We start from the raw sequence: 24613 nt of genomic DNA, 5'->3' as shown, positions 1-24613 counted from the left end.
GGGCATCGCCGATGCCTCGCGAGATAACTGCCTTTTCTAATCCCCTCATCAAGCGCGTCCGCAACCTGCGCGACAAGAAGCACCGCCGCGAGGAAGGCCTGTTCCTGGCCGAGGGTCTGCGCATCCTCACCGAAGCGCACGAGGCCGGGTGGGTTCCCGAATATCTGTTCTTCTCGAAGGACATGGCGGGCCATGCGCTGGTCCGTTCGCTGATCGACGCCACCGAGGGCAAGGGCGGCTGGGCAGTCGAGACCAACAACGACATCCTCTCCAAGCTTTCGGGCAAGGACAATCCCGGCGCAGTGGTGGGCGTCTATCCCGAGTTCGCGGTCACGCTCGCCGATCTCGACCGGAGCAAGGCGGGTATCTGGCTGGTCGCCGAGCGACTGCGCGATCCGGGCAACATGGGCACCATCCTGCGCACTGCCGATGCAGTGGGCGCCGGCGGCCTGATCCTGATCGACGACTGTGTCGACCCCTTCTCGGTGGAGGCGGTGCGGGCCAGCATGGGCGCGCTGTTCACCGTGCCGGTGGCGCGGGCGAGCTGGGGCGATTTCCTCGTCTGGCTACGCAAGGGCCCCGGCCAGCTCGTGGGCCTCAGCCTCGACACCGAGCATGATTATCGCGCACCCCGCTATGAGGCGCCGACCTTCCTGCTCACCGGCAACGAGGCGCAGGGCATGCCCGGCTTCATGGCCGAGGCCTGCGACCTGCTGGTGAAGATCCCGATGCTCGGCAAGGCGGACAGCCTGAACGCCGCCATGGCCACCGCGGTGATGGCCTATGAAGTGCTGGGCCAGCAACGAAGCTGAACCTTCGATAATCGTTACGGCCATCGATCGTTCAGCCCGGTCCGCGCATTTCCCGCGGCGAAGAGGAGTGAGACCATGCGCATTTCGACGATCGCCGCCGCCAGCCTGATCGCGCTGACCGCCCTGCCCGCCACCGCCCAGGCCCAGGACGCGTATCGCGCTTCGGGCACCGAGCCGTTCTGGAGCCTGACCATCGGCGCGCGGACCATGCGCTTCGAGGCGCCAGGCCGTCCCACCGTCAGCGTGCCCACGCCCCGGGTGATCCACGGCTTTGCCGGCGAGATCTGGCAGACCCGCCGGATCGACGTGAACACCAACCATCGCCAGTGCAGCGACGGGATGAGCGACCGCATCTATCCCGACACGGTGACGGTCACGGTGGACGGCCGGACCTTCAAGGGCTGTGGCGGCGAGCCGCGTGCCCAGGCCGCTACCAGCGCGATCGACGGCAATTGGCGGATCGAGGCGCTGGACGGCCGGCCGGTGCTGCGCGGCACCAGCCCCGTGGTCGCGTTCGAAAAGGGCCGCATCTCGGGCAATGCCGGCTGCAACCGCTTCTTCGGCAGCTATGATTTCGCCCGCGGCCGGCTCAGCACCGGCGGCGTGGCCAGCACGAAGATGGCCTGTATCGATCGCGGCCGGAACCTGCAGGAACAGGCCATTCTCGGCCTGCTCGGCGAGCGCCTGACCGTGTCGGGCAACCGCGCCGGCAAGCTGGTGCTGACCGGTGCCCGCGGCCGCACCATGACCCTGGTTCGCGCCCGGCCCTGAACTATTCCGCCGCCGCCGCCTCGTCCGCCGGGCCCGCCACCAGTTTGGTGAGCGGGCGCGGTGCGTTCTCGACCATCGGCAGCGGCTCGATCTCCTTGGTGCCGCTCGACACTTCCAGCGCCTCGAACCGCTTGGCCTGGGTCATCACCTGGCTCTCCAGGCTGCCGACCATCGCATTATAGGCGCCCGTCGCCTGTTCGAGGTTGCGGCCCATCCGGGCGACATGGCCGCCCATCGTCGCGAGCCGCGAATGCAGCTCCTTGCCGAGCCGGGCGATCTCGGCGGCTTCCTCGGCCAGCTTCTCCTGGCGCCAGACGCTGGCGACGGTGCGGGCGATCGCGACGAGGTTGGTGGGCGTGGCGAGCAGCACGCGGCGCTCGAACGCCCATTCCCACAGCGCATCGTCCTGCTCCAGCGCCGCGGTGAGGAAATGCTCGCCGGGAATGTAGAGGATCACATAATCGGCCGCATCGCCGAACTGCGCCCAATAGTTCTTCGAGCCGAGCTGCTCGGCATGCCGGCGGATCGCGGCGGCATGCGCGGCGAGATGGGCGGCGCGGCTGCCCTCGTCATGCGCTTCGCTGGCGTCGAGAAAGGCGTTGAGCGAGCATTTCGCGTCGATGATCAGCTTCTTGCCGCCGGGCAGGCGCACGATCACGTCGGGGCGCAGCCGCCCGTCCTCGGTGTTCACCGAAACCTCGGTCTGGAAATCGGCGTGCTGCGACAGGCCGGCCTGTTCGAGCACGTTGCGCAGGCTCTGCTCGCCCCAGCGGCCGCGCGCCTTGGGGCTGGTGCGCAGCGCATTGACCAGCTTGGCGGTCTCGTCGCGCACCTGGGTGTGGCCGGCATGGAGCTGCTGCACCGCCTCGCGCAGCGCCTGATAGCTGCCCACCCGCTCCTTCTCGACTTCGCTCAGGCCCTGCTGGTAGCGGGTGAGCGTCTCCTGCACCGGGGCGAGCAGCGCCTTCATCTTCGCTTCGTTGCTCTCCCCTGCCTGGGCGAAGCGCTGGTCGGCCCGCTCGAGGAAGCTCTTCTGCGATTCGCCGAGGATGCGGTGGGCCAGTTCGGCGAAGCGGCTCTCCATGCCGCCGGTCTCCGCCTTGAGGCTGGCCAGCTCGATCTGGGCGCGACCGAGATCGGCGGCGGCGGCCTTGAACTCCGCCGCGCGGGCATCGCGTTCCGAACGCATCTGCGCCGCCGGGCGGCCGCCCAGGAACATGCCCAGGCCAAGCCCGACGAACAGCGCCGCCACTGCGATCACCAGAGCCAGAACGTCCAACCCAATCCTCCCAAACGTCACCAACATCGCGCACACAAGGCAAAGGGTCGCGCGATCGGGAGCGCCGGCAAAGAAGCGACCCGACAAGGAACATAACTCGAACAATCCGTGTAGGACAGCGCGAATTTCCGCCGCCCACGCAAAAGCCGCGGACGTTTCCGCCCGCGGCTCGCGATTTCACGGGAATGCGCCGGGTTCAGGCGGCCGCGCGGCGGGCCTTGTTGAGCTTCTTGAGGATCATGTCGCGCTTCAGGCGCGAGAGATGATCGATGAAGACGATGCCCTGGAGGTGATCCATCTCGTGCTGGATGCAGGTGGCCAGCAGCCCCTCGAACACCTCGTCATGCGCGGCGCCCTTCTCGTCCAGCCACTTCACCCGGCAACGCGCGGGGCGTTCGACATCGGCGAACTGCTCGGGAATCGACAGGCAGCCCTCGGTATAGACGGACTGTTCCTCGGCCGGATCGAGGATCTCGGGGTTGATGAAGACGCGCGGTTCGCGGATCGGCTTGCCTTCCTCGTCCTCGCGCTCCTGCAGATCCATCACGATCACGCGCTTGGGCACGCCCACCTGGATGGCGGCAAGGCCGATGCCGGGCGCGTCGTACATGGTGTCGAACATGTCCGCGATCAGGTCGCGCAACTCGTCGGTCACCTCCGCGACGGGTTCGGAGATGAGGCGCAGGCGCGGATCGGGTACTTCGACAATGGGTAGAATGGCCATCGGTCCAATTTAGGCGAGCGGGGCGCTCGAATCAATAATTCCTCCCCGAGCTCGTCTCGGAAAGGGGGACCATGCGCAGCATGGTGGAGGGGCGGGCTCGAACGTGGTGGGTCCGCCTCGCCCCTCCACCACTCGCTTCGCGAGCGGTCCCCCTCCCCCAGACAAGCTGGGGGAGGAATTTCTAAGCCACCGGCCGCCGCGCGCGCAACGCCTGGGCCAGCGTGCCTTCGTCGAGATAATCGAGCTCACCGCCCACCGGCAGGCCGTGGGCGAGCTGGGTGACGCGCACCGGATAGGTCTCGATCCGCTCCGCGATATAGTGGGCGGTGGTCTGGCCTTCGAGCGTGGCGTTCATCGCGAGCACCACTTCGTCGATCCCGCCCGCCGCGATGCGCGCGACCAGCCTGTCGATGCGCAGATCCTCGGGCCGCACGCCTTCCAGCGCCGAGAGGCGCCCGCCGAGCACATGGAAGCGGCCGGGGAAGAGCCGCGAGCGATCGAGCGCCCACAAGTCCGCCACTTCCTCGACCACGCAAAGCGCGCGCGTGTCGCGGCGCGGATCGGCGCAGATCTGGCAGGGATCCGACGTGTCGACATTGCCGCAGATCCCGCAGGTGGCCAGGTTGCGGCTCACCGCGCCCAGCGCCGAGAGCAGCGGGTCGAGCGCCGTCTCGCGCTTCTTGAGCAAGTGAAGCACCGCGCGGCGTGCCGAACGGGGGCCGAGGCCGGGAAGTCGCGACAGGGCCTGGGTGAGCGCTTCGATCTCGGGGGATGCCATGGATGGAGATGTAGCCATGCAGGAACAGAAAGGAAACCGCCCAGCCGCCTGCCCGCCGGGCCGCATGAGATCCCGGCTTTCGCCGGGATGACGGTTGGGGCTAAGGGCTGGGCATGCGAGTGATATTCATGGGAACCCCGGATTTCGCCGTGCCGGTGCTCGATGCGCTGGTCGAGGCCGGGCACGACGTCGTGGCGGCTTACAGCCAGCCGCCGCGCGCCGGCGGACGGCGGGGCAAGGCGCTGACGCCTTCACCGGTCCATGCCCGGGCCGAGGAACTGGGGATCGAAGTGCGCACGCCGCTCTCCTTCCGCAAGGAGCCGGAAGCGATCGCGGCCTTCGCGGCGCTGGAGGCGGACGTGGCGGTGGTCGCCGCCTATGGCCTGATCCTGCCCCAGGCGCTGCTCGATGCGCCCAGGCATGGCTGCCTGAACGTCCATGGCTCGCTGCTGCCGAGATGGCGTGGCGCCGCGCCGATCCAGCGGGCGATCCTGGCCGGCGACGACGAGACCGGCGTCGGCATCATGCAGATGGAAGCGGGACTCGATACCGGTCCGGTGCGACGGGAAGAGCGGCTTCCCATCGGCCCCTACGATACCAGCGGCATGCTCTCCCGCCGGCTTTCGCTGCTGGGAGCGAAGCTGATGGTGGAGGTGCTGGCCGACATCGCAGGCTATCCGCCGCAACCGCAGGCGGAGGAAGGCGTGACCTATGCGGCCAAGATCGACAAGTCCGAAGCGCGGATCGACTGGAGCACCGGCGCCCGGCAGGTCGATCGCCACGTCCGGGCGTTCAATCCCGCGCCGGGGGCATGGTTCGAGCATGCCGGCGAACGCATCAAGATACTGACCGCCCATATCCAGAGCAGCTCCGACAATCCGGGCGATATCCATTATCGCACCACCCCGGGCCTCGTCCTGGACGCGCAACTCGCGATCGGCTGCGGAGACGGCGCCGTCCGGCCCGATACCGTGCAACGCGCGGGACGTGGCGTCATGACGGTAACCGAGCTGCTGCGCGGCTTTCCCATCCCCCCGGGTACCCGGCTTTGACGCGGTTCGCGCTCACGGTGGAGTTCGACGGGCGGCCCTTCATGGGCTGGCAGCGGCAGGACCATGGCCCGAGCGTGCAGCAGGCGATCGAGGAGGCCGCCTTCGCAGTCACCGGCGAACGCGCCTCGGTACAGGCGGCGGGGCGCACCGATGCAGGCGTCCATGCGCTCGGCATGCGGGCGCACATCGATATCGACAAGCCGATTGCCGCCTTCCGGCTGATGGAAGCGCTCAATGCGCGGGTGCGGCCCAATCCGGTGGCGATCCTCGATTGTGTCGAGGTTTCGGATGATTGGCACGCGCGTTTTTCGTGTGTTGCCCGCCATTATGAATATCGAATCTCAACAAGACGGGCGCCGCTTACCTGGGAGAAGGGCCTCGCCTGGCGGGTGATCCCGCCGCTCGATGCCGGGCTGATGGCCGAGGGCGCGGCCCGGCTGGTGGGCCGGCACGACTTCACCACCTTCCGTTCGGCCCATTGCCAGGCCGACAGCCCCTTGCGCACGCTCGACCGGCTCGACGTGGTGCAGGACGGCGAGCGGATCAGCGTGTTCGCTTCGGCCCGCTCGTTCCTCCATCACCAGGTGCGCTCGATGGTGGGGTGCCTGGTGCTGGTGGGTCAGGGGCGCTGGACCCCCGACGACATGGGCGCGGCGCTGGAAGCCCGGGATCGCGCCGCGCTGGGCCTCAACGCACCGTCGGACGGGCTGTTCTTCCTCAGGGCCGATTATCCCTGAGATCCCTCCCGCAAGCGGGAGGGCGGCCCTGAGATCCCTCCCGCAAGCGGGAGGGTGGCCCTAGCGGCTGAACCGCGCCGCCAGCTCGACATGGGTCGACCAGCGGAACTGCCCGACCGGCTGGATCCAGTCGAGGGTGTAGCCGCCCTCGCACAATATCTGCGCATCCCGTGCAAACGTGCTGGGATTACAGGAAACATAGGCGATGACAGGCGCTCGCGCCTTGGCGATCTCGGCCACCTGCTCGCGCGCGCCGGCGCGTGGCGGATCGAGGACCAGAGCATCGAACTTGTCGAGATCGGCGCCGGTCACCGGGCGGCGGAACAGGTCGCGATGGTCGGCGAAGACCAGCCGCCGGGCCTGCGCCGCCGCGGCCTTGAGCGACAGGATCGAGTCACGCGCCGCTTCGGCCGCATAGACCTTGGCCTTGGGGAAGGCGAAGGTGAAGGTCCCGAGCCCGGCGAACAGATCCGCGACGGTGCCGGCATTGCCGGCGATCTCGCGGACCGCGGAGACCAGCGCCGCCTCGCCCTCGGCCGTCGCCTGGAGGAAATTGGCCGGCGGGAACAGCACGGGGACGCCGCCGAGCGTGATGGTGACGGGATCCGGCTCCCAGCGCGCGGTGGGGCCTAGTCCCTCGTCCATCGCGAAGCGGGCGAGCTGGTGGCGCTGGGCGAAGGCAGTGATCGCCTCGGCGGCGGCCAGCCCCTCCGCCTCCAGCCCGTCGAGCAGCACGTCCACGCCCTGGTCGGCCCTGGCGAGGTGGACGTTGATCCGCCGCGAACCCGGCAGCAGCGCGGCGAGCAGGCCCCGGAGCGGCACGAGCAGCGCGAACAGTTCGGGGGCAAGGACATGGCATTCCTGCAGGTCGATCAGCGCGTGGCTGCCCTGCGCGGTGAAGCCGATATGGACCTGGCGGCCGCGACGCTCGGCGTGGAGCGTCGCGCGGCGGCGGGTGCGCGGCGGCGACAGCCGGGGCGCACGGATCTCGGTCTCGAGCTTGTGCTGGGCGAGCGCGGCGGCGATCCGGTCGACGATGAAGCCGCTCCACGCCGTATCGTCGAGATGCTGTAGCTGGCAGCCGCCGCATTCCGGAAAATGGCGGCAGGGCGGCTCGCGATGATGCGGGCCGGGAAGGATCGCGCCGTCGGCGCCGATCTGGTCGCCGGGTGCGGCAAGGGGCACGTAGCGGCCATCGGCGGTGACGCCCTCGCCGCGCCCTGCGACGCGGAGGACTTCGCTCAGAGACATTCGGAGATCGCTTGGGGAAGATGCATCGGCAGCGCATCGGCGATGAAGGCCGGCCCTGCAAGAGCCGCCGCGCGCGCATGGAGCCAAACCGCTGTTTCCGCAGCATTTTTATTGCCCGCAGCAACCTGCGCGGCAAGCGTGCCGGCAAGCACGTCGCCGGTGCCGGCGGTGGAGAGCCAGGACGAAGCCCGGGCGAGCACGCGAACCTCCCCGCGGGGCGTGGCGATCACCGTATCGGCACCCTTGTGGACTATGGTCGTACGAGATTCCGACGATGCTGCAATAGTTTGTGCAATCTTATCGCCATCGCTTTCGAACATCCGGCCGAACTCGCCTTCATGGGGCGTGAGCCAGGTCGCGGCAGTGCGGCGCTGCAGCCAGGCGGCGGCGGATTTGCCGAGCAAGGTCAGCGCGTCGCCGTCGAGGATCAGGGGAAGATCGGCGTTCAACGCCGCCTTCAGCAGCCCTTCGGCGCGGCGATCGCGGCCCAATCCGGGGCCGATCAGGATTCCCCCGATACGTTTCTCGGTGAGGAAATCGGCCAGGTCGTCGCCATTCGCGATCCTGTGGCGCACCAGAGCATCGGGACCGCCCCCGCTCTCGTCGCGGCAGGCGAGAATCGTGTAGCCGGCGCCGCCTGCCATGGCGGCATGGGCGGCGAGCCGGGCGGCGCCGGGCATGTCGCCCTCGACCACCACGACCAGGCCGCGGCTGTATTTATGGGCGTGCGGCCCCGGCGCCGCGAGCTTCGGCCGGGCAACAGTGCGCCAGTCGCTCTCCACCGGGATGCCGATATCGGCGAGCAGGACCTGGCCGCAGCGCTCCAGCCCGGCATCGAGCAGGTGCGCAGGCTTGAGCGCCCCCAGCGCCAGCGTCGCGCCGATCCCGCGCGGCGCACCGAGATCGGCGCCGCTGTCGGTGGCCAGGCCCGAGGGCAAGTCGATCGCAAGCGAGAAACGGGCAGCGGCGACCAACTCGGCCAGGACCGGCGCGATGCCACGCTCGAGCGGGCGGGTGAGGCCGGTGCCGAACAGTCCATCGACCAGCACCGGGCGCGGCCGGGCCTGGTAGAGCGCGCCCACGTCCCCGCCCCAGCGCTCCAGCATCGCCCGCGCGGCGGGCGTGCCGGGCTCGCCACAGGCAGCGACCGCGACGTCATGGCCGGCTGCCTTCAGCAGGCGCGCGGCGGCATAGGCGTCGCCGCCATTGTTGCCGGGCCCGGCCAGGACGAGAATCGGGCTGCCCCGGGCGAAGCGCGCCACCGTGCGCGCCACGGCGGCGCCGGCCCGCTCCATCACGTCCAGCTGGGGTTCGCGCCGGAACAGCGCCTCCTCGGCGGCGCGCATCCGGGCGGCGGTGACGATCGGTGCGCCGGGCGGGATCATTGCCCTGCCCTCGCTCCGCGCACCGTCGCGGGCAAGCGATAGCGCGCGCCGCCGATCGCGACTTCGATCAGATCCGGGGCAAGCGGCGTCACCACGGCCTGCTCGGCACCATCGGCGGCGACCACCCCGCGCCCGTCGGTCGTGACGAGCAGGCGGCGGAACCCGCCATCGGGATGGCGCAGGGTGAGGAACAGCCCGTCCTGCGACTGGACCCGATCGATCGTGCAGGCGAGGGAAAAGGCCTGGGCACCGGGCGGCGCGCATTCGATGCGGCCCTCCGCCTTCTCGCGCTTCTCCGCCAGAACCTGGTTGCGGGCCTCCGCCGCCTTATCGCGGACCTGGGTGTCGCAGGCGGCGAGGAGGGCGAGAGCAACCAGCGGAAATGCCCGTTGCGCGCCGCCCCTCGCTTCTGAGGAGAGCGAGAGAATTGGTCTAGATATCCGCGAAGACATGGGTTTCGGCGCTGGCTCCCGGGTGCGTTACCGCTCCCTTATAGGCCGGGCCGACATTCCGGGAAAAGCGCCAGAGCGCGCCGGACTGGTAATCGTTCGTGCGCGGCCGCCATCTGGCGCGGCGTTCGGCAAGCACGTCCTCGGGCACGTTGAGATCCACGGTGCCGGCCTCGGCATCGATGCTGATCTCGTCGCCATCCTCGACCAGCGCGATCGGGCCGCCATCCGCCGCCTCGGGCCCGACATGGCCGATGCAGAAGCCGCGCGTGCCGCCCGAGAAACGCCCGTCGGTGATCAGCGCCACCTTCTCGCCCAGCCCCTGGCCATAGAGCGCCGCGGTGGTCGACAGCATCTCGCGCATGCCGGGGCCACCCTTGGGCCCTTCATAGCGGATGACGACCACCGTCCCCTCCTCGATCGCATTGGCCTCGACCGCGGCAAAGGCGTCCTCCTCGCGCTCGAACACCTTGGCCGTGCCGGTGAACTGGAGCCGCTTCATCCCAGCGACCTTCACGATCGCCCCCTCGGGCGCAAGCGAACCGCGCAGCCCGACCACGCCGCCAGTGGGCGTGATCGGCGTCCTGGCGTCGTAAATGACCTTCTGGTCGGGGTTCCAGGTGACCTGGTCGATATTCTCGCCCAGCGTCTTCCCCGTCACCGTCAGGCAGTCGAGATGGAGGAAGCCCTCCGCCGCCAGCGTCTTCATCAGCATGTAGATGCCGCCCGCCTCGTGCATGTCGCGGGCGACATAGCGGCCGCCGGGCTTCAGGTCGGCGATATAGGGCGTGGTCCTGAAGATCTCGGCGACGTCGAACAGGTCGAAATCGATGCCCGCCTCATTGGCCATCGCCGGCAGGTGCAGCGCGCCGTTGGTGGAACCACCGGTCGCCGCGACGATGCGGGCGGCATTCTCGAACGCTTCCCGCGTGCAGATGTCGCGCGGGCGGAGGTTGCGGGCGATCAATTCCATCACCTGGCGGCCCGCCGCAACCGCGATCTCCTCGCGCGACTTGTAAGGAGCTGGTGCCATATTGCTGTTCGGCAAGGACAAACCGATCGCCTCGGCAACGCAGGCCATGGTGTTGGCGGTATATTGGCCGCCACAGGCGCCATGCCCCGGACAGGCCGCCTTCTCGATCTCGGTGACTTCCGAGAGCGGGCATTTGCCGGCGGCATAGCGGCCGACGACTTCGAACACGTCGATCACCGTCAGGTCGCGGTCGTGCCAGCGACCCGGCAGGATCGAACCGCCATAAACGAAGATCGACGGCACGTTGAGGCGGAGCATCGCCATCATCATGCCGGGAAGCGACTTGTCGCACCCCGCAAAGGTGACGAGCGCGTCGTAGCAATGGCCGCGAACCGACAGCTCGACCGAGTCGGCGATGACTTCGCGGCTGACCAGCGAGGATTTCATCCCCTGATGCCCCATGGCGATGCCGTCGGTCACGGTGATGGTGTTGAAGCGGCGCGGCATGCCGCCGCCCTCGTTCACGCCCTGGCGACACCAGTCCGCCTGCTGATCGAGCGTGGTGTTGCACGGCGCGCTGTCATTGCCCGCCGAGGCGATGCCGACGAACGGCCGGGCGATCTCCTCCTCGGTGAGGCCCATGGCGTAATAATAGCTGCGGTGCGGGGCACTCTCCACGCCGACGGAAACATAGCGGCTGGGGAGCTTGGACTTGTCGAATCGGTTGGTCATGATGCGCAAGCCTATGTCGCGAGAAGGCAGTTTTGCGCAAGACTATTGCGTAAAGAAATTATCGCGGGTGGCGAAGCGCCCTTACGCTCCATCCCTGGAAGGGAGGCGGATTGCCCAGCTTCCCCGTCATCCCGACGGAAGTCGGGATCTCAGGCGATGGCGCGGGGAAAGCGCCGCACGAGATCCCGGCTTTCGCCGGGATGACGGTTTGAGCCCGGGAGCCGGCTTGAAGCAGCTTGGTGGCGCGAGGCCGGGACGAGGACTTGAGGCGGGGATGACGGCTATGCGAGCAAATGCCCCGCCAGGTCCGCCAGCACGCCCGCCCATTCCTCCGCCCCGGCACCGTCGCGGATCAGGTCGTTGCGGATCTCGATCGCGACCGAGGGGATGCCCTGCCCCTCGGCATGGCGGTTGAGCGTCGCGTTCAGCAGCCGGCCCGAATAGGGCTCGTTGTCCCCGGTGACGAAGCCGCGTTCCCGGAAGAAGGCCACCGTCGGATGCGCGGCGCGGACATCGCGATTGTAGAGCACACCCACCTGCCAGGGCCGGTCGGTGCCACCATGCTCCAGGCACGGCGTGAAGCTGTGGATCGAGAGGATCAACCTGGGCCGCTGGGCACGGATGCGATCGCGCAGGGCGCGGTGATAGGGCGCATGGAAACGGGCGATGCGCGCGGCCTTGTCGACCGTCTCGTTGCCGGGGACGAGATGACCGTCGCTCCGGTGCGGGATCAGGCCGATATGGTCGGGCTCGCGGTGCAGATCGATCACCAGCCGTGAGACGGTGGCCAGGATCGCCGGGCAGCCGAGCCGCGCCGCCAGCACGCGCGTGACGGCGGCGGCGCCGATGTCGATCGCGATATGCTTGTCGAGCAGCGCGGGATCGATGCCGAGATCGATGTCCGCCGGCACGGCATTGGAGGCGTGGTCGCACAGCAGGAGGACGTCCCGGGCATCGCCCTCCAGGATCTCGGCGGCGCTCACCAGCTGGGGCTCCGGCGCGCGCGGAAGGCGGCAAGGCCCTCGGCGAATTCGGGGCCGCCGAACGCGTCCTCGAAGTCCCGGTCGGTCTGCTCGCCGCCCAGGGTGCGCTTGAGCAGCCTGACCGCCTGGGGGGCGTTGCCGGCGATCGCATCCGCCATGGCGGTGGCGGTGTCGATCGCCTTGCGGGTCTTGAGCTCGACCAGGCCGATCTTGTGGACCTCGTCGGGCCGCAGCTTGTCGCCGGTGAAGAGCAGCAGCGCTGCCATGCCCCGCCCCACCTGCGCCTCCAGCCGGGCGACGTCCGCGCGCGGATAGCCGATCCCCAGCCTGGCGGGCGTGATCGCGAATTCGGCCTGGGCGCCGGCGATGCGGATATCGGCGGCGAGGATCAGGGCCACCGCCGCACCGAAGCAGCCGCCGTCGACCGCGGCGATCACCGGCATGGGCAGCGCGGCGATCGCCTCGATCCCCTCGCGCATGGCTTCACGGAAACGGGTGCGCAGCGCCGGATCGGCCTGGAGCTGCTCGAACTCGCGGACATCGGCGCCGGCGGAGAAGATGCCCGGCACGTCGGACCTGAGGATCACGGCGCGGGCATCGCCCACGTCGCGCGCCGCGGCCGCCAGCGCCTGCCAGGCGGCGGTGGGGAGCGCGTTCTTCGCCTCGGGCCTGGCGAGCGCGATGGTGGCGACATGGCCGTTGCGGGTGAGATGGATCATGGCGCGGATCGGCCCGAATGGGGCGCCGCTGTCAAGGGCCAGGCGCGCCGGGATGGGGCGGGCTTTCGCCCGCGCCACCGACAGACGTTCTGCTCCCGGCAGTCGATCCGCTGACGACGGCATAGGCCGGAAAGGGAAAAGACCGGGTATGCGAGCGTGGTTAATGGCGGGGCGCAGCGATGGCTGGGGGACTCATATTCCTTCCCGCTTCCTTCAACCGTCATCCCGGCGAAAGCCGGGATCTCGTGCGGCGCTTTCCCCGCCATCGCCTGAGATCCCGGCTTTCGTCGGGATGACGGCTATTGAGGGCCCTTGTCTCACGCCAGGCAAACCCGGCTTGACGGCCGAGGATCAGGTCAGTCGTGTGGGAAGCAGCCACCAGCCCCGGCCGGACAGCGCCGCCGCCGCCGCATCGCGGCTCGCCTCGCCGTCGAACAGCGCGAAACAGGTCGCGCCGGAGCCGGACATCCGCACCAGTTCCGCCCCCGGCATACCCGCCAATGCGTCCAGCACATCGTCGATCACCGGCGCGATCGCCCGGGCCGGGGGCTCGAGATCGTTGCGGCCCGCACGCGGATCGGCCGGGAGCGGCCCGCGATCGACGCCGTCCCAGCGGCGGAACACCTCGCCGGTGGAGACGGCGACGCCCGGATTGACCAGCAGCACGGGCGTGCCCGGCAGGCCGGCAACCGGTTCCAGCCGCTCGCCCCTGCCCCGCCCGATCGCAGTGACGCCATGAAGGCAGGCCGGAACGTCCGAGCCCAGCGCGACGGCGATGGGGAACATGTCCGCCACCGCGACGCCGTGCAGCCGCCCCAGCGCCCGCAACGTCGCCGCCGCGTCGGCCGAGCCGCCGCCGATGCCCGAGGCGACGGGCAGGCGCTTGTCGAGCGTGATCGCGTGCGCGCCATGGCCGAATTCGCGGGCGAATTCCTCGGCCGCGCGGGTGACGAGATTGTCGCCCTCCCCGTCCAGCGCCGCTGCGAAGGGGCCGGCGAGCGTGAAGCTGTCGGCCCGGGCACGCGCGACGCTGACGATGTCGCCATGCTCGACAAAGGCGAACAGCGTCTCCAGTTCGTGATAGCCATCGGCCCGCCGCGCGCGCACGTGCAGCGCCAGGTTGAGCTTGGCCTTCGCGGTCTCGACGATCATTGCGCCAGGCCGTCGGCGAGCTTGGCCTTGAGCCGGGCGACATCGCCCTCGTCGGCAGTCACCTGGGCGGCGCGCCAGGCATAGCGCGCCTCCACCCGGCGGCCGAGCTTCCAATAGGCATCGCCCAGATGCTCGTTGGCGCGGGCGCCGCCCGGATCGGCGCGCACCGCCGCTTCGAGCAGCGGCACCGCCTTGGCCAGCTGGCCATCGGCATAATAGGCGCGGCCGAGCGAGTCGGTGATTTCGGGATCGTCGGGCTTCAGCTTGCTGGCGCGCTCGAGCAGCGCCTGGGCCGCGGGCAGGTCGACGCCGCGCTCGACCTGGGCATTGCCGAGCCAGGTCAGCGCTTCGGGCTCCTCGGGCGCAAGCTGGACGGCGCGCTGGAGCTCGGGCAGCGCCGCGTCCCAGCGGCCGGCACGATCGAGCGCGGCGCCGCGCAGATAATGGAGCTCCCAGCCGCCATCGCCGCCCGCCCGCGCAAGCGCCCGGGCGAAGGCGTCGGCCGCATCGCCATAGCGCTCCACCTGGAACAGCAGCTCGCCATAGTCGCGGATCTCCTGGGCGCTCGCCCCCGCCGGTGCGGCGAGCGCCCCTGCATCCGCGAGCGCTTCGGGCAGGCGGCCGGCGCGGCGGAGCGCGGCGACCCTGCCGGCGGCGGCACCGCGCGCGAACGGACTGTCGGCGCGGATCGCGGCCAGCGTCGCCAGCGCCAGGTCGGTCGCGTCGCTGCGCGACAGGGCATCGGCGAGCCGCAGCCGCGCCCGCTCCTCCTGGGGATCGAGCAGCAGCGCCGCGCGGGCGAGCAGGATCGAGAGCGGGGCGATGTCTTCGCTGCCCAGGTCGCTGGCGAGGCTGAGGAAGACATGCGCGGCACCGAAGGCGGCATCGGGCCTGCCGGCCTTCGCCTCGCGCTTGCGCCACGCCGGGGAAGCGCCGGCAAGCTCGCCGAGGACGAATTGCGCCTGGTCGCCCTTGCCGGTGCGGAGCAGCGCGATACCGGCATCGATCCGCCGGTCCGACGCGTCTTCGGTGCCGCGCGCGGCGGCGAGCGCGAACAGGCCCTGATCGGGCTTGCCCGAGGCGATCAGCAGCAGCGCGCGATTGCGGCCGGCGAAGCGCGACGCGAGCGCATTGCCCCGCGCGGTGTCGAGCAGCGGCAACGGGTCCTGGCCGCGATCGACCGCGAGCCAGGCGCCGAGCACGGGCACCATGAAGTCGAGCTGCGCGCGCGCGAGCCGCTCCAGTGCCTTTTCGGCGCCGAGCCGGTCCTTGCCATGCAGCGCGACGGCGAAGGCGAGCAGGTCGGTATCGGGCGGCGCGGTGCCCGCCTTGACCAGCACGGCGGCGGCGCGGGTGGCGAGGGCGAAGTCGCCGGCCGCCAGCCCCTGGCGATAGGCGCGCATCGCCAGCACCGGATCGTCGGGCACGGCGGCGAGCGTGCGGGCATAGCCGGCGGCGGCGAGCACCGGCTCGCCCGCCGCATCGGCGGCACGCGCCCGGGCATAGTCGCGCAGCTCAGTCTGCGGCACGGCCCGCTGCGCCGTGGCGGGCAGCGCTGCCAGCAGCACGAGCGCGAGGCTACATGTTCGGATAATTGGGCCCGCCCCCACCTTCGGGGACCACCCAGTTGATGTTCTGCGTGGGATCCTTGATGTCGCACGTCTTGCAGTGGACGCAATTCTGCGCGTTGATCTGGAAGCGCAGATCGTCGCCTTCGCCGACAACTTCGTACACACCCGCCGGACAGTAGCGCTGGGCCGGCTCGGCGTACACCGGAAGATTGTAGCCGATCGGGATTTCCGGATCCTTCAGCGTCAGATGGACGGGCTGGTCCTCCTCGTGGTTGGTGTTCGAGATGAACACCGAGGTGAGGCGATCGAAGGTGAGCACGCCGTCGGGCTTGGGATAGTCGATCTTCGGCGCCATCGATGCGTGCCACAGGCCCTCATTGTCGGGCTTGTGCTTCATGGTGAAGGGCCAGCGCAGGCCGAGCAGCTCCATCCACATCGCCGCGCCGGCGAGCAGCGTGCCCCAGGTGTCGCCGAACTTCTTGACCAGGGGCGCCACATTGCGGACGCCGCGCAGCTCCTTGTAGACCCAGCTCTTCTCATACGCCTCGGGATAGGCGGCCAGCGCGTCCGCCTCGCGGCCGGCGGTCACCGCGGCGAAGGCCGCCTCCGCCGCCATCATGCCGCTCTTCATCGACGTGTGCGTGCCCTTGATGCGCGGCACGTTGAGGAAGCCCGCAGCGTCGCCGATCAGCGCGGCGCCGGGCGCGACCAGCTTCGGCACCGACTGGAAGCCGCCGTCCGAAATGGCGCGCGCACCATAGGAGACGCGCTTGCCGCCCTTCAGGATCGCGGCGATCTCCGGATGGGTCTTCCAGCGCTGCATCTCCTGGAAGGGCGAGAGATAGGGGTTCTTGTAGCTGAGCCAGGTGACGAAGCCGAGCGCGACCTGCCCGTCCGCCTGGTGATAGAGGAAGCCGCCGCCATTGGCGCCGTCGGTCAGCGGCCAGCCCTGGGTGTGGATCACCCGGCCCGGCACGTGATTGGCGGGATCGATGTCCCACAGCTCCTTGATGCCGATGCCGTAGATCTGCGGCTGGCTGTCCGCGTCGAGCGCGAAGTTGCGGATCAGCTGCTTGGTCAGGTGTCCGCGGCAACCCTCGGCGAAGAAGGTATATTTCGCATGCAGCTCGAGGCCCGGCTGATAGTCGGGCTTGTGCTCGCCGTCACGCGCCACGCCCATGTCGCCGGTGGCGACGCCCTTCACGCTGCCATCGTCGTGATAGAGGATCTCGGCCGCGGCGAAGCCCGGGAAGATCTCGACGCCCATTTCCTGGGCCTTGTCGGCCAGCCAGCGGCACAGATTGCCGAGCGAGCCGGTATAGGTGCCCTTGTTGTGCAGGAACGGCGGCGTGATGAACTCGGGAAAGCCCGACTTGCCCTTCGCGCTGAGCACCCAGTGATGATTCTCGGTCACCGGGGTGCGGGCAAGCGGGCAGCCATCGTCGCGCCATGTCGGCAGCAGCTCGTCGAGCGCCCTGGGGTCGATCACCGCGCCGGAGAGGATGTGCGCGCCCACCTCCGAGCCCTTTTCGAGGATGCACACCGAAAGCTCGCTGCCCGCCTCCCCGGCCAGCTGCTTCAGCCGGATCGCCGCCGAAAGGCCCGCGGGGCCCGCGCCGACGATCACGACGTCATAGGGCATCGACTCCCGTTCGCTCATCATCGCATCCTTCATAATCTTGGCCTGGCACCTGCCGCATCGCTTGTCGTCGCATGCTGGCAACGTCCTGTCCCTTGGTCGATGAAGGCAGATTGACCCGCCCGTCAAGGCATGACTCTTAGGCAGCGTGGGAGGCGAGTACACAGCGGATTGGGGGCGTACCCTGGCGAGCGCGCTCGAATGGTGGCGCGACGCGGGGGTCGAAACCCTTCAGGAAGAGGAGGCTCGCGACTGGCTCGCGCGGCCCGCCCCGGTGCAGCCGGCACAGGCTGCCGTAACGTCGCCCCAGCCCGAAACCCTGCCCGACACGCTTGCCGCCTTCACGGCCTGGCGCACCGGCGAGACGGTTCCCGAAGCCGCCTGGCTGACCCCGCGGATCGGCCCCGGCGGCCCCGCGGATGCCGCGCTGGTGGTGCTCACCGACATGCCCGAAAGCGACGACCAGGACGCGCTCCTGGCCGATGGCGCGGCCGGCAAGCTGTTCTCGCGCATGCTCACCGCCGCGGGAATCGCCCGCGATTCGGTCTATTTCCTGTCGCTCGCCGTCGCCCGTCCGCTGGCCGGCCGGATCCCGCCCGACCAGGAGGGCCGGCTGATCGAGATCGCCAAGCATCATCTGAAGCTGCTCCAGCCCGCCCGGCTGCTGATCCTGGGGCAGGCGGCGAGCCGTGTCGTGGCCGAGGCGAACGACGGCGCCTCAGCCAATGGTTTAGTCGATGTTAACCATTTCGGCGGAAAAACACAGGCGGTGGCGAGCCTGCACCCGCGCTTCCTGCTGGAGCGCCCCGCCGCCAAAAGCGAAGCCTGGAAGCACCTGTTGCTGTTGACCCGGGGGAGCCTGTGACCATGCGTATCCTGTTTGCCGCCGCCCTGCTCGCGACCCCGGCGCTCGCCCATGCCGCCGACCTTCCGGCCGGCGCGGACGGTTCCGCCACCGCCGCCGACGACGGCGTCGCCGCCCCGGCCCCGCGCGAAGGCGACGGCATTCCCGACCAGCTCGATTCGGACCAGAAGGCCGGATATCGCAAGGTGTTCGCCGCGCTCCACGCCCAGCGCTGGCAGGACGCGCAGCTCCAGCTCGATTCGATGAAGCCGGGCCCGCTCCATGCGATCGCGCGCGCCGAGCTCTACACTGCGAAGAACTCCCCCAAGGTCGAGCTCGCCCCGCTGCTCCAGCTGATCGGCGATGCGCCCGAGCTGCCCCAGGCCGACCAGCTCAGCCGCATGGCCAGGACGCGCGGCGCGATGACCACGCCCGCCATCCCGGCGGCGGCGCGGCTGATCTGGTATGACGGCGCGCCGGTTCGCCAGCGCGCCCGCTCGATCAAGAGCGACACCGCCGCCACGGAGATCGCGCTCGCCATCCAGCCCTATGTGAAGGCCGATCAGGGCGCCGAGGCCGAAGGCGTGGTCGCCAGGTTCGAAGCGGACCTGACGCCCGAGGCCAGGACCGAGTGGCAGCAGAAGGTCGCCTGGATCTATTATGTCGCCGGGGACGACGACAATGCCCGCCGCGTCGCCGCCAAGGCACAGGACGGCGCGGGCGACTGGGCGCCCCAGGCCGATTGGGTCGCCGGGCTCGCCGCCTGGCGCGAGCAGGACTGCGCCGGCGCCACCGCCGCCTTCGAGCGCGTCGCCACCCGCGCCGCCGACACCGAGCTCCGCTCCGCCGGCCTTTATTGGGGCTCGCGCGCCGAAATGGCGTGCGGCCGCCCGGACAAGGTGGCGACGAAGCTGCGCGCCGCCACGCAATATGGCGAGACCTTCTATGGCCTGCTCGCCAGATCGGCGCTCGGCATCGAGGACAAGCCGGGCAAGGGCGAGAAGTTCGTCGCCGAGGACTGGCGCGCGCTGGAGCGCCGCCCGAACGTCCGCGTCGCCGCCGCGCTGGTCGAGATCGACGAGGACGGCCTGGCCGACGAGGTGCTGCGCTACCAGGCCAAGATCGGCAACCCTTCCGAGCATCTCGCCCTCACCCGCCTGGCCGGCCGGCTGAGCCTGCCCTCCACCCAGCTCTGGCTCACCCACAACTGCCCGCAGGGCACCCAGCCGCTCACCGCCGCGCGCTATCCGGCGCCGAACTGGACCCCGGCCGGCGGCTGGCGCGTCGACAAGGCGCTGGTGTTCGCCCACACGCTCCAGGAATCGCGCTTCAACTCGGAGATCCGCAGCGCGGCCGGCGCGATGGGCCTGATGCAGGTGAAGACCGGCGCGGCGATCGATATCGGCCGGCGCAACGGCAGGAACTATGCCGCCAGCGACCTGACCAAGCCGTCGGTCAACATGGAGATCGGCCAGTCCTATCTCGAGCAGCTGCGCGACCAGCCCTTTACCGGCGGGCTGCTGCCCAAGGTGATCGCCTCCTACAATGCCGGCCCCACCCCGGTCGCCAACTGGAACGCGATGATCAAGGACGGCGGCGATCCGCTGCTCTACATCGAGAGCATCCCCTATTGGGAGACGCGCGGCTATGTGATGACCGTGCTGCGCAACTATTGGATGTACGAGAACCAGGAAGGCCGCAAGTCGAGCAGCCGCGAGGCGCTGGCGCAGGGCATGTGGCCGAAATTCCCCGGCATGCAGGGCCCGGCCGCGGTCAAGCTCAGCATGCGCAAGCTCGCCTTCCACCAGGACGGCAATGCCAATCGATGAAGCCGTCGCGTTCCGCCCGGTGCGGATCGCGGTGCTCACGGTCTCCGACACGCGGACCCTGGCGGACGATCGCTCCGGCGACCGGCTGGTCGAGCGGCTGACGTCTGCCGGGCATGTACTGGCGGACCGGGCGATCGTGCGCGACGATGCGGACGGGATCGTCGCCCGGCTGCATGCCTGGATCGACGATCCGGCGGTCGAGGTGGTGCTCACCACCGGCGGCACCGGCGTGACCGGCCGCGACCTGACGCCCGAGGCGCTCGCCCGCGTCCAGGACAAGGAGATACCGGGTTTCGGCGAGCTGTTCCGCTGGCTCAGCTACCAGTCGATCGGCACGTCCACGATCCAGTCGCGCGCCACCGCTTGCGTGGCGCGCGGCACCTATATCTTCGCCCTGCCCGGCTCGACCGGCGCGGTCACCGATGCCTGGGACGGCATCCTGGCGACCCAGCTCGACATCCGCCACAAGCCCTGCAACTTCGTCGAGCTGCTGCCGCGGCTGGGGGAGCGGTGAGGATAGCCACCTCGGATGATCACATCCCCCTCTCCCCCGACTTTCTTCGTCACCCTGAACTTGTTTCAGGGTCCAACTCTCCACCAGCGATATCGGCCGAGGCGCGTTGGATGCTGAAACAAGTTCAGCATGACGAAGATATATGGGGGTTAGCCAGACCTATTTCTTCCCCCCGGCCGCCTTCTCCTCCTCGTCGAGGAAAGTGAACAGGTCGCCGGTCATCGACGACCACCAGTCGATCGTGTCGGCGAAATTCGCATAGCTCACCTTGCCGATGGTGGTGACGTCCATCCAGGTGGAAAGGTCGCCGTCCTTGTCGATCACGATGCGCAGGAAGCGCTTCTTGGCGTTCCAGCGATTGGCCAGCCCGGCATCGTACCAGGACTTCTTCTTGTACCAGGAGAAGAACTGCATCGACGTGCAGCCCTTGGCGGTGCCGCAATCATAGAATTCGATGGTGAAGGGCGATCCGTTGGCCGCGCTGCTGATATAGGGGTCGCCGCTGTCCTCGTGCTTCTTCAGCTCGGCCTTATAGCCTTCGCTCTGGAGCAGCTTCACCACTTCCTCGGGGTGCGCGATGTCGACCATCCGCGCCGGATCGCCCTTCTGCGCCGCCGCCGGCATCGCCCACAGGCCGGCCGCCAACGCGACCGCGATCAAAGCCTTGCCCATCACTCCCCCTTTTCTTCGGTTCCCAGGCGGGAAATCCACGGCCGCCGCCGGGAGGAACTTCCCCAGGGCCCATATCCTATCACGGCGCCGCGGCGCGGCAATCATTCCGGCTCGTTGACGAACACGCCGAGTTCATTCCCCGCCGGATCGCGAAAATGAAAGCGGCGGCCGCCCGGAAACGCGAAGATCGGCACGGTGATCTCGCCGCCGGCGCCCCGCACGCTCTCGAACGCCGCCTCGAGGTCCTGCACCTCGACGATCGGCAGCAGCAGCGGGATCGCCTGCTCGTCCGAACCGTTGATGCCCAGATCGGTGTCGCCGGTGGTGGTCGCCGCATAATGCGGGGCAAAGTCGGTGAACTGCCAGGCAAACGCCCTGGCGTAGAAATCGCGGGTGCCGGCAACATCCTTCGCGGGCAGTTCGAGATAGCTGATCCGTGCCATAAATCCTCCAATGTTCTTGCTATGTTCTAGTCCTGCGCCTAGGCTTTGGCAATGGCGAAGAATCGTCCGGTGCGCGGCGCCACCCTCAACCAGGAGAGCAGCCGCTTCAACCTGCCCGCGCGCGAAGCGGACGGCGACTGGCTGGATGCGCGCGCGGCGCTGGACGACGCCCCGCCGCCGCTGCGCACCACCGTGACGGTGGAGCGGGCGCGGACGATCATCACCCGCAACCAGTCGCCCGACATCGCCTTCGATCGCTCGATCAACCCCTATCGCGGCTGCGAGCATGGCTGCATCTACTGCTTCGCCCGGCCGACCCACGCCTATCTCGACCTGTCGCCCGGGCTCGATTTCGAGAGCAGGCTGTTCGCCAAGCCCGATGCGCCCGCGCTGCTGCGCGCGGAACTGGGCAAGCGCGGCTATGTCTGCCGCCCGATCGCCTTCGGCACCAACACCGATCCCTATCAGCCGATCGAGGCCGAGTGGCGGATCACCCGCGGCTGCATCGAAGTGCTGGCCGAGCATGATCATCCGCTGACGATCACCACCAAGTCCAACCGGGTGACGCGCGACCTCGACCTGCTCGCGCCGATGGCCAGGAAGGGCCTGGCGGCGGTGATGATCTCGGTCACGTCGCTCGACCCGAAGATCGCTATGACGGTGGAGCCGCGCGCCCCGCATCCCGAGAAACGGCTGGCGGCGATGCGGCAGCTGGCCGATGCGGGGGTGCCGGTGTTCGTCTCGCTGGCGCCGGTGATCCCGCAGGTGACCGATCACGAGATCGAGCACATCCTGGAGCGCGCCGCCGAGGCCGGGGCGCGCACCGCCTTCTTCCTGCCGGTGCGGCTGCCGCACGAAGTCGCGCCGCTGTTCCGTGCCTGGCTCGATGCGCATTTCCCCGATCGCGCCGGCAAGGTGATGGCGACGATCCAGTCGATCCGCGGCGGCAGGGACAATGATCCCAACTGGCACACGCGCTTCCGGGGCCAGGGGCCATGGGCCGACCTGCTGCGCACCCGGTTCCGGATGGCGGCGAAACGCCATGGGCTCGACCGGGAAGTGCTGCGGCTGCGGACCGACCTGTTCCGCCCGCCGGCGGGCGCGCAGGGGGAGTTGTTCTAGCGTCTTCCTACCGGCACATCGTCTCGAGCGGCAGCAGTGCCGGCGCCTGCGGTTCCGCGAGACCCTTCGCCGCCATCGCGCCGTTGAGGCCCTGGGGCTGCGGCGGCAGCGCCGGGTTCAGCTCGGGCGCATAATAGGGGTCGCTGCTCGCGGCCTCGATCGAGGCGAACCGATAGCCCTTTTCGCGATAGAGGGCGATGAGCTGCGGCATCATGCGCGCATCGAAGGCCCCCAGGTGCAGCAGCAGGACATAGGGAATGTCGCGGCCGTAGAGCGCATGGCTCATCGTGCGCGCACGATCGGCCTGGACCGAAGCAGTGCCGAGCCAGGCGCGCTCCATCTTCAGGATCGCGTCGTCGTCGCCCCTGGCCACGCAGCGGGCATAGGCGTCGTTATAGGCCCAGTCCGAGAAATCCATCGTCACCGTGGCGACCTTGTAGCCCCGCTCCGCCAGCAGCTGGCGGATGCGCGCGCGGCGCGCGGGGTCTGCCGCGGCCTCGGAGAGGAAGGGATAGCGGAACCAGCGCCAGTCGGCCGCGCCCATGCTCGCCGCGAGGATCGGTTCGTTCTTCTCCAGCTCGCGCAGGAACTGCGCATCGCTCAGCTGGTCGAGATTGGCATGGCTCCAGCCATGATTGCCCAGCGCCAGCCCCGCCGCGCGCCATTTGCCGAGCACCGGCGCCGAGGCCGGCTCGCGCTCGAGCTGCACGCCGTTGAGGAAGCCGATCGCCGGCACCCCGCCGGCCTTCAGCGCGGCGATGACCTGCTCGGCGATGCCGACCCGGCTCTGTCCTTCGGGCAGGGACGCGTGGGCAGGCAGGTCGTCGAAGGTGAAGGCGATCGTCGGCGCGGGGGCGGCCGGTGCGGGGGCCACCCTGCCCGCGTCCTTCACCCGGCCCGAGAGCAGCGACAGCGGCACCGCATCGGCCATCGCCCGATAGCCGGCAAGCGAGGGATGGAGGCCGTCATTGTCATATTCCTTGCGCAGCCGGGTCGGCGCGGCGGGATCGCGCAGCGCGGCGTCGAGGTCGATCACGCCGTCGAAATTGCCGGGCGTGCGGATCCAGGCGTTCACCGCAGCGCGATCGGCCTCGTTCTGCGCATCCGGGTGGTAATAGGCCGAGCCGCCATAGGGCGTGATCGTCGCGCCGATCGCCTTGATCCCGCGGGCACGGGCACGGGCGACCATCTGGCGATAGGCACCGATCATCCCCTCAACGAGCGCGGCGTGCGCATCGGGGGTCGCCGGCGCATCGCGGGTGAGCGTGCCGAGATCGTTGACCCCTTCCAGGATCACGAGATGGGTGACGCCCGGATAGCCGAGCACCTCGCGGTCGAACCGGGCGAGCGCATTGGGGCCGAGCCCGTCGTTGAGCAGCCGGTTGCCGCCGATGCCGGCGTTGAGCACCGCCATGTCGGCAAGCGCCGGCGTGGCGCGCAGGCGCAGTCGGAGCGCGTCGGTCCAGCGCTGGTTGCTGTTGGCGGGCACGCCATAGCCATCGGTGATCGAATCGCCGAGGACCACCACCGCCGACGCCTTGGCCGACACCGTCTCGATCGCACCGATCTGCACCCAGCGATCGACCTTGCCGGCGCCCGGCAGGTCCGGATCGCCCACATGGTCGCCATGGAGATGATAGCTGGTCGCGCGCGCGCCGGGATGGCCAGTCTGTTGCGCCGGGGCATCGGGCAGATAGAGCGTGATCGCCAGGTCCGCGCCCGCCTGCACCGGCAGCGTGACCGGATCGGACCAATAGTCCGCGCCCGCCGGAATGGTGACGCTCTTCGCCCCGCCGAAGCGCAGCGCCACCAGGCTCGCGGCGTCGATCCGCGGCGAGGCGGGGTCGGCCGCCCGCGCGATCGTCGCCGCGCCGAGGCGCAGCGGCTGGGTGCCATAGGCGTTGGTGAAGCGCACGCGCAGCCGGGTGCCGGCGATCTGGATGCGCACCACCTGGCGCAGCGTGGCGTCCCTCAGGTCCTCGGTCGGCAGCGCATTGTTGCCCGGGATCATCTGCGACGTCGCCCAGGCCGTCACCCAGCGCTCGCCCGGCGCCGCCGCGGCGCCCAGCAACAGGACCAGCGCCGCCAGGCGCACGATCAGTCCCATATCCCCTCTCCCTCTTGCGGCCATGCGCTATGATAGCGCTACCATATCGAAGCCGCGCCGCTGCGCAATGGGCTG

General features: G+C 69.4%; 23 protein-coding genes. 8 read left to right on the top strand and 15 right to left on the bottom strand.

Annotation, left to right across the window (positions count from 1 at the left end):
- The first annotated feature begins 11 nt into the window (after positions 1 to 11).
- Positions 12 to 812 (top strand): RNA methyltransferase, encoded by an 801-nt coding sequence (locus CAP40_RS10970; protein WP_086129565.1) that lies wholly within the window; start codon positions 12 to 14, stop codon positions 810 to 812.
- 75 nt (positions 813 to 887) lie between these two features.
- Positions 888 to 1583 carry an META domain-containing protein gene (locus tag CAP40_RS10965; protein WP_086129564.1) on the top strand — a complete coding sequence of 232 codons (696 nt, stop codon included), beginning with the start codon at positions 888 to 890 and terminating at the stop codon, positions 1581 to 1583.
- A 1-nt stretch (position 1584) separates the two neighbouring features.
- Here CAP40_RS10965 and CAP40_RS10960 read toward each other — a convergent pair whose 3' ends face one another.
- From CAP40_RS10960 to recR, 3 genes are all read right to left on the bottom strand, one after another.
- A complete protein-coding gene (locus CAP40_RS10960; RefSeq protein WP_256924147.1) occupies positions 1585 to 2862 on the bottom strand; it encodes a DNA recombination protein RmuC in 1278 nt (425 codons plus the stop codon).
- Positions 2863 to 3058: 196 nt separating this feature from the next.
- Positions 3059 to 3586 carry a peptide deformylase gene (gene def / locus CAP40_RS10955; RefSeq protein ID WP_086129562.1) on the bottom strand — a complete coding sequence of 176 codons (528 nt, stop codon included), beginning with the start codon at positions 3584 to 3586 and terminating at the stop codon, positions 3059 to 3061.
- 181 nt (positions 3587 to 3767) lie between these two features.
- Complete coding sequence (gene recR, locus CAP40_RS10950; protein WP_086129561.1) at positions 3768 to 4364, bottom strand: recombination mediator RecR; 597 nt, start codon at positions 4362 to 4364, stop codon at positions 3768 to 3770.
- Positions 4365 to 4477: 113 nt separating this feature from the next.
- Between recR and fmt the strand changes: the two genes are divergently transcribed.
- Together fmt and truA are read left to right on the top strand one after the other, a co-directional pair.
- The gene (gene fmt / locus CAP40_RS10945) at positions 4478 to 5416 is read left to right on the top strand and encodes a methionyl-tRNA formyltransferase (protein ID WP_086129560.1); all 939 of its coding nucleotides are present in this window, start codon (positions 4478 to 4480) and stop codon (positions 5414 to 5416) included.
- Entirely contained in the window at positions 5413 to 6153 is a 741-nt protein-coding gene (truA, locus tag CAP40_RS10940) for a tRNA pseudouridine(38-40) synthase TruA (RefSeq protein WP_086129559.1), read from the top strand. Before fmt ends, truA begins: the two co-directional genes overlap by 4 nt.
- Positions 6154 to 6213: 60 nt before the next feature.
- Here the strand turns inward: truA and CAP40_RS10935 are convergent, their stop codons facing one another.
- From CAP40_RS10935 to CAP40_RS10895, 9 genes are all read right to left on the bottom strand, one after another.
- Entirely contained in the window at positions 6214 to 7404 is a 1191-nt protein-coding gene (locus CAP40_RS10935; RefSeq protein ID WP_086129558.1) for a class I SAM-dependent RNA methyltransferase, read from the bottom strand.
- A complete protein-coding gene (locus tag CAP40_RS10930) occupies positions 7395 to 8789 on the bottom strand; it encodes an NAD(P)H-hydrate dehydratase (RefSeq protein WP_086129557.1) in 1395 nt (464 codons plus the stop codon). The genes CAP40_RS10935 and CAP40_RS10930 overlap by 10 nt, the downstream gene beginning before the upstream one ends.
- Positions 8786 to 9241 carry a hypothetical protein gene (locus tag CAP40_RS10925; protein ID WP_256924146.1) on the bottom strand — a complete coding sequence of 152 codons (456 nt, stop codon included), beginning with the start codon at positions 9239 to 9241 and terminating at the stop codon, positions 8786 to 8788. The genes CAP40_RS10930 and CAP40_RS10925 overlap by 4 nt, the downstream gene beginning before the upstream one ends.
- Positions 9222 to 10943 carry a dihydroxy-acid dehydratase gene (ilvD, locus tag CAP40_RS10920; protein WP_086130062.1) on the bottom strand — a complete coding sequence of 574 codons (1722 nt, stop codon included), beginning with the start codon at positions 10941 to 10943 and terminating at the stop codon, positions 9222 to 9224. Before ilvD ends, CAP40_RS10925 begins: the two co-directional genes overlap by 20 nt.
- Positions 10944 to 11224: 281 nt before the next feature.
- The gene (locus CAP40_RS10915; protein WP_086129556.1) at positions 11225 to 11926 is read right to left on the bottom strand and encodes an N-formylglutamate amidohydrolase; all 702 of its coding nucleotides are present in this window, start codon (positions 11924 to 11926) and stop codon (positions 11225 to 11227) included.
- Complete coding sequence (locus CAP40_RS10910) at positions 11923 to 12645, bottom strand: enoyl-CoA hydratase/isomerase family protein (RefSeq protein WP_086129555.1); 723 nt, start codon at positions 12643 to 12645, stop codon at positions 11923 to 11925. Before CAP40_RS10910 ends, CAP40_RS10915 begins: the two co-directional genes overlap by 4 nt.
- Positions 12646 to 12996: 351 nt before the next feature.
- Positions 12997 to 13797 carry a 4-(cytidine 5'-diphospho)-2-C-methyl-D-erythritol kinase gene (locus CAP40_RS10905; protein ID WP_086129554.1) on the bottom strand — a complete coding sequence of 267 codons (801 nt, stop codon included), beginning with the start codon at positions 13795 to 13797 and terminating at the stop codon, positions 12997 to 12999.
- Complete coding sequence (locus tag CAP40_RS10900; RefSeq protein ID WP_256924145.1) at positions 13794 to 15365, bottom strand: tetratricopeptide repeat protein; 1572 nt, start codon at positions 15363 to 15365, stop codon at positions 13794 to 13796. Before CAP40_RS10900 ends, CAP40_RS10905 begins: the two co-directional genes overlap by 4 nt.
- Positions 15366 to 15375: 10 nt before the next feature.
- Positions 15376 to 17028: an electron transfer flavoprotein-ubiquinone oxidoreductase gene (locus CAP40_RS10895; protein WP_086130060.1), complete on the bottom strand. Its 1653-nt coding sequence runs from the start codon at positions 17026 to 17028 to the stop codon at positions 15376 to 15378.
- A 127-nt stretch (positions 17029 to 17155) separates the two neighbouring features.
- Here CAP40_RS10895 and CAP40_RS10890 point away from each other — a divergent pair, with 127 nt between their 5' ends.
- Genes CAP40_RS10890 through moaB form a run of 3 tightly spaced genes read left to right on the top strand, consistent with a single transcriptional unit; the run spans position 17156 to position 20194 of the window.
- A complete protein-coding gene (locus CAP40_RS10890; protein WP_086129553.1) occupies positions 17156 to 17872 on the top strand; it encodes a uracil-DNA glycosylase family protein in 717 nt (238 codons plus the stop codon).
- A gap of 2 nt (positions 17873 to 17874) precedes the next feature.
- Positions 17875 to 19680: a lytic transglycosylase domain-containing protein gene (locus tag CAP40_RS10885; RefSeq protein WP_086129552.1), complete on the top strand. Its 1806-nt coding sequence runs from the start codon at positions 17875 to 17877 to the stop codon at positions 19678 to 19680.
- On the top strand, positions 19667 to 20194 hold the full coding sequence (gene moaB, locus CAP40_RS10880; RefSeq protein ID WP_086129551.1) for a molybdenum cofactor biosynthesis protein B: 528 nt from the start codon (positions 19667 to 19669) through the stop codon (positions 20192 to 20194). The genes CAP40_RS10885 and moaB overlap by 14 nt, the downstream gene beginning before the upstream one ends.
- A 159-nt stretch (positions 20195 to 20353) precedes the next feature.
- Here the strand turns inward: moaB and CAP40_RS10875 are convergent, their stop codons facing one another.
- Together CAP40_RS10875 and CAP40_RS10870 are read right to left on the bottom strand one after the other, a co-directional pair.
- Complete coding sequence (locus CAP40_RS10875) at positions 20354 to 20866, bottom strand: YbjN domain-containing protein (protein WP_179188104.1); 513 nt, start codon at positions 20864 to 20866, stop codon at positions 20354 to 20356.
- A 101-nt stretch (positions 20867 to 20967) separates the two neighbouring features.
- Complete coding sequence (locus CAP40_RS10870; RefSeq protein WP_086129549.1) at positions 20968 to 21309, bottom strand: VOC family protein; 342 nt, start codon at positions 21307 to 21309, stop codon at positions 20968 to 20970.
- Positions 21310 to 21360: 51 nt separating this feature from the next.
- Here CAP40_RS10870 and CAP40_RS10865 point away from each other — a divergent pair, with 51 nt between their 5' ends.
- The gene (locus CAP40_RS10865; protein WP_086129548.1) at positions 21361 to 22431 is read left to right on the top strand and encodes a PA0069 family radical SAM protein; all 1071 of its coding nucleotides are present in this window, start codon (positions 21361 to 21363) and stop codon (positions 22429 to 22431) included.
- A 7-nt stretch (positions 22432 to 22438) separates the two neighbouring features.
- Here CAP40_RS10865 and CAP40_RS20885 read toward each other — a convergent pair whose 3' ends face one another.
- Positions 22439 to 24538 carry a GDSL-type esterase/lipase family protein gene (locus CAP40_RS20885; protein WP_086129547.1) on the bottom strand — a complete coding sequence of 700 codons (2100 nt, stop codon included), beginning with the start codon at positions 24536 to 24538 and terminating at the stop codon, positions 22439 to 22441.
- Positions 24539 to 24613 lie beyond the last annotated feature (75 nt).

The organism is Sphingomonas sp. IBVSS2 (genome assembly GCF_002127225.1).
In the GTDB taxonomy this organism is placed as follows: Bacteria; Pseudomonadota; Alphaproteobacteria; order Sphingomonadales; family Sphingomonadaceae; genus Sphingomonas.
The sequence above is the reverse complement of the archived record's forward strand: the minus strand, read 5'-3'. Positions and strand labels throughout refer to the sequence as shown.

What these genes read in the sequence shown, in the direction of transcription:
- CAP40_RS10970 (WP_086129565.1), top strand. Translation starts at nt 12, where the DNA reads ATGCCTCGCGAGATAACTGCCTTTTCTAATCCCCTCATCAAGCGCGTC.
- CAP40_RS10965 (WP_086129564.1), top strand. Translation starts at nt 888, where the DNA reads ATGCGCATTTCGACGATCGCCGCCGCCAGCCTGATCGCGCTGACCGCC.
- def (WP_086129562.1), bottom strand. Translation starts at nt 3,586, where the DNA reads ATGGCCATTCTACCCATTGTCGAAGTACCCGATCCGCGCCTGCGCCTC.
- recR (WP_086129561.1), bottom strand. Translation starts at nt 4,364, where the DNA reads ATGGCATCCCCCGAGATCGAAGCGCTCACCCAGGCCCTGTCGCGACTT.
- fmt (WP_086129560.1), top strand. Translation starts at nt 4,478, where the DNA reads ATGCGAGTGATATTCATGGGAACCCCGGATTTCGCCGTGCCGGTGCTC.
- CAP40_RS10935 (WP_086129558.1), bottom strand. Translation starts at nt 7,404, where the DNA reads ATGTCTCTGAGCGAAGTCCTCCGCGTCGCAGGGCGCGGCGAGGGCGTC.
- CAP40_RS10930 (WP_086129557.1), bottom strand. Translation starts at nt 8,789, where the DNA reads ATGATCCCGCCCGGCGCACCGATCGTCACCGCCGCCCGGATGCGCGCC.
- CAP40_RS10925 (WP_256924146.1), bottom strand. Translation starts at nt 9,241, where the DNA reads ATGTCTTCGCGGATATCTAGACCAATTCTCTCGCTCTCCTCAGAAGCG.
- ilvD (WP_086130062.1), bottom strand. Translation starts at nt 10,943, where the DNA reads ATGACCAACCGATTCGACAAGTCCAAGCTCCCCAGCCGCTATGTTTCC.
- CAP40_RS10910 (WP_086129555.1), bottom strand. Translation starts at nt 12,645, where the DNA reads ATGATCCATCTCACCCGCAACGGCCATGTCGCCACCATCGCGCTCGCC.
- CAP40_RS10905 (WP_086129554.1), bottom strand. Translation starts at nt 13,797, where the DNA reads ATGATCGTCGAGACCGCGAAGGCCAAGCTCAACCTGGCGCTGCACGTG.
- CAP40_RS10895 (WP_086130060.1), bottom strand. Translation starts at nt 17,028, where the DNA reads ATGAGCGAACGGGAGTCGATGCCCTATGACGTCGTGATCGTCGGCGCG.
- CAP40_RS10885 (WP_086129552.1), top strand. Translation starts at nt 17,875, where the DNA reads ATGCGTATCCTGTTTGCCGCCGCCCTGCTCGCGACCCCGGCGCTCGCC.
- moaB (WP_086129551.1), top strand. Translation starts at nt 19,667, where the DNA reads ATGCCAATCGATGAAGCCGTCGCGTTCCGCCCGGTGCGGATCGCGGTG.
- CAP40_RS10875 (WP_179188104.1), bottom strand. Translation starts at nt 20,866, where the DNA reads ATGGGCAAGGCTTTGATCGCGGTCGCGTTGGCGGCCGGCCTGTGGGCG.
- CAP40_RS10870 (WP_086129549.1), bottom strand. Translation starts at nt 21,309, where the DNA reads ATGGCACGGATCAGCTATCTCGAACTGCCCGCGAAGGATGTTGCCGGC.
- CAP40_RS10865 (WP_086129548.1), top strand. Translation starts at nt 21,361, where the DNA reads ATGGCGAAGAATCGTCCGGTGCGCGGCGCCACCCTCAACCAGGAGAGC.
- CAP40_RS20885 (WP_086129547.1), bottom strand. Translation starts at nt 24,538, where the DNA reads ATGGGACTGATCGTGCGCCTGGCGGCGCTGGTCCTGTTGCTGGGCGCC.